Source organism: Saccharicrinis carchari (genome assembly GCF_900182605.1).
GTDB classification, from domain to species: Bacteria; Bacteroidota; Bacteroidia; order Bacteroidales; family Marinilabiliaceae; genus Saccharicrinis; species Saccharicrinis carchari.
This window is the reverse complement of the sequence record NZ_FXTB01000027.1, coordinates 1-2298: the sequence shown is the minus strand read 5'-3', so window position 1 is coordinate 2298 and position 2298 is coordinate 1. Positions and strand designations below refer to the sequence as shown.

The following is a 2298-nucleotide window of genomic DNA, read 5'->3' as shown; positions in this document are numbered from 1 at the left end:
GTAAGCGTCCGAGCAAGTACACCTATTTTATCTGATACATTTTAAGTACCTGTTGCTATTACGCTCTGGGATTCCAGTTTCCCGGCAGTAGCTCATGTAGTTTGTTTGCTTTATGATCAGGCAAGCGATTGAGCACATCTGTCATCCACTCATATGGGTCTATATTGTTCAGCTTACATGTTCCCATAAACGAATAGATTACTGCAGCACGTTTAGCCCCTTGGTGCGAGCCGGCAAAGAGATAATTTTTTCTTCCAAGTGCTACCGGGCGGATTGTGTTTTCTACGGGATTGTTGTCAATACGGTACTTTCCGTTTTGAGTATACTTAGATAATTTTTCCCAAAAGTTACGTGCGTAGGTAAATGCTTTGCCAATATAACTCTTGGGCAGCAGGTGTAAATTATCCTGATGCCACAACCACTTTTTCATTTCCTGAAGTATGGGCACAGACCTTTCGCTACGCATGAGCATGCGCTGCTGATTGTTCATCTTCTCACACTCGCGTTCTATGGCATAAAGTTCCTGTATTTTCGATAAGGCATATTTTGCCCGGTCAGGGTCATTGTCAAATGCCTTTTCAAAGTACCGCCTGGCATGTGCCATGCAAGCGATAAGTTCTATTTTGTGGTTGGTCTTCATATCAAGGTAACCCACGTACCCATCGGTTTGGAGTGTACCTTTAAAATCTTTCAGGATATTTTCCGGGGCGGCCCTTCCGCGGCTTTCATTATAATCAAAGAATACTGCTTTTCGTTCCGGTGAGTGATATACCCAATGATATCCTTGATGTGTGGAGCCCGGCTTTTTGTCAGTCAGCACCGGGATAGGTGTTTCATCTCCCTGGACATAACCGCTCTCAAGGGTTTGTTTAACCATACAGTCGTAAAGTGGAGAAATCAATTTGAATGTTGCCGTTACCCAACTGTTAATAGTCGATTCTGCAATGGTAACTTTTGATCTCTTTAAGATGCCCTGCAAACGATAAAAGGGGATATGGTCGGCAAACTTGGCAACCGCAATGTGTGCCAGCAACGAAGCACCTGCATTTCCTTTGGGAATAGGAAGCGATGGCATGTCTGCGATGACTACACCCGCTTCGTTGGGAAGTGCGTATTTGGGACGCACGATCTTGCGCACCCACAATCTACCAGGTGTATATTCCAATGTCTCGCTCACCTCTTCCCCGATCTTTTTACATCCCTCCAACAGGTTTTCCGGGTCGATTATCTCTATCACCCTTGGAAGATCCTTGGGGATGGGCTGACGAACCGGCCTTTTTTTGTTCTTCTTCTGAACGGTTTCTTTCGGGAGAGGTTCCGGTTGAGCTTCAGGAGTAGTCTCTTCGATGCCAAGTCCCAACGATAGCTGGTTAGGATCTACAAAGCGTTCACTCTTTTTACCAAACATCATGCGTTTCATATAGGCCAACTGCTCCTCCAGCAGGCGAATGCTTTTTTCTTGCGATTCGATCTGCTTTTCCTGTTGGTTACATATCCGTATTAGTGTCTGTATGTCCTGTTCCTGGCTCATTGCTGTGGCAAAAATGCAACAATAAATCAGGTTAAAAAATAACCTTTATCCTTGTATGAAAGAGAAACGTTTTTTTAGCGAATATTTTTCCAATTTTATACCTTCCACCATCATCACTAGGTCAGACCATTTTAGCTTGGCGTGGTTGGAGCCTTCAACAACAGGAAGATCAAACGTGCCGGATTCCAACCGTTTGTAATAAAGTACAAAACCACCGGCCTCCCAATGGAGCAACTTTATTTTGTTGCGTGCCCGGTTCACAAAAATAAAAACATCGCCATTGGCCGGGTCACGCTTTAGCTGACCGGACACAATGCCGCTCAACCCGTCGAAACCCTTTCTCATATCTGTTGCTGGGGCATACATAAAAAAATTCAGTTCCCCTGTCAGAGCAAACATCTTATATCAAACCTATCAATGACCTTACGATAGATAAACTTGCCCCGTTGCCCAAACGAACGACTGTGCCATTGGGATAGGCTATCTCTACCGTGGGCACATCCCTTTCTGCGTTATTTTCGATTGAAACCGGGACAAAACGTGCTGTCGATGAAGTCTTGCTTTTAAGATATTTCTTTCTCCAATAATAAAAAACGTGTTCTTTTATGTCGTGACTCTCACAAAAAAGTCTGGGGCTTAGGTTACCTGATTCCCACGTTTCCATTAACATAAACATTTTCTCTTGCATAGCTGTAAATTTTAAAATTAGCTTACAAAGTAAATTGCTTATCGAATCTTAAACAAGATGTACTTCGTTGAAGGGTTAC

Annotated in this window: 3 protein-coding genes; all 3 read right to left on the bottom strand. The window is 43.6% G+C overall.

All coding sequences use genetic code 11. The features are described 5' to 3' along the window. Positions 1-58: 58 nt before the first annotated feature. The 3 genes from tnpC to tnpA are packed head-to-tail and all read right to left on the bottom strand — an operon-like array spanning position 59 to position 2219. Entirely contained in the window at positions 59-1531 is a 1473-nt protein-coding gene (gene tnpC, locus FN809_RS17625) for an IS66 family transposase (RefSeq protein ID WP_142534862.1), read from the bottom strand. Positions 1532-1576: 45 nt separating this feature from the next. Beyond that, on the bottom strand, positions 1577-1897 hold the full coding sequence (tnpB, locus tag FN809_RS17620; RefSeq protein ID WP_142534863.1) for an IS66 family insertion sequence element accessory protein TnpB: 321 nt from the start codon (positions 1895-1897) through the stop codon (positions 1577-1579). A 34-nt stretch (positions 1898-1931) separates the two neighbouring features. Continuing rightward, positions 1932-2219 carry an IS66 family insertion sequence element accessory protein TnpA gene (gene tnpA, locus FN809_RS17615; RefSeq protein WP_142534861.1) on the bottom strand — a complete coding sequence of 96 codons (288 nt, stop codon included), beginning with the start codon at positions 2217-2219 and terminating at the stop codon, positions 1932-1934. Between the last annotated feature and the right edge of the window lie 79 nt (positions 2220-2298).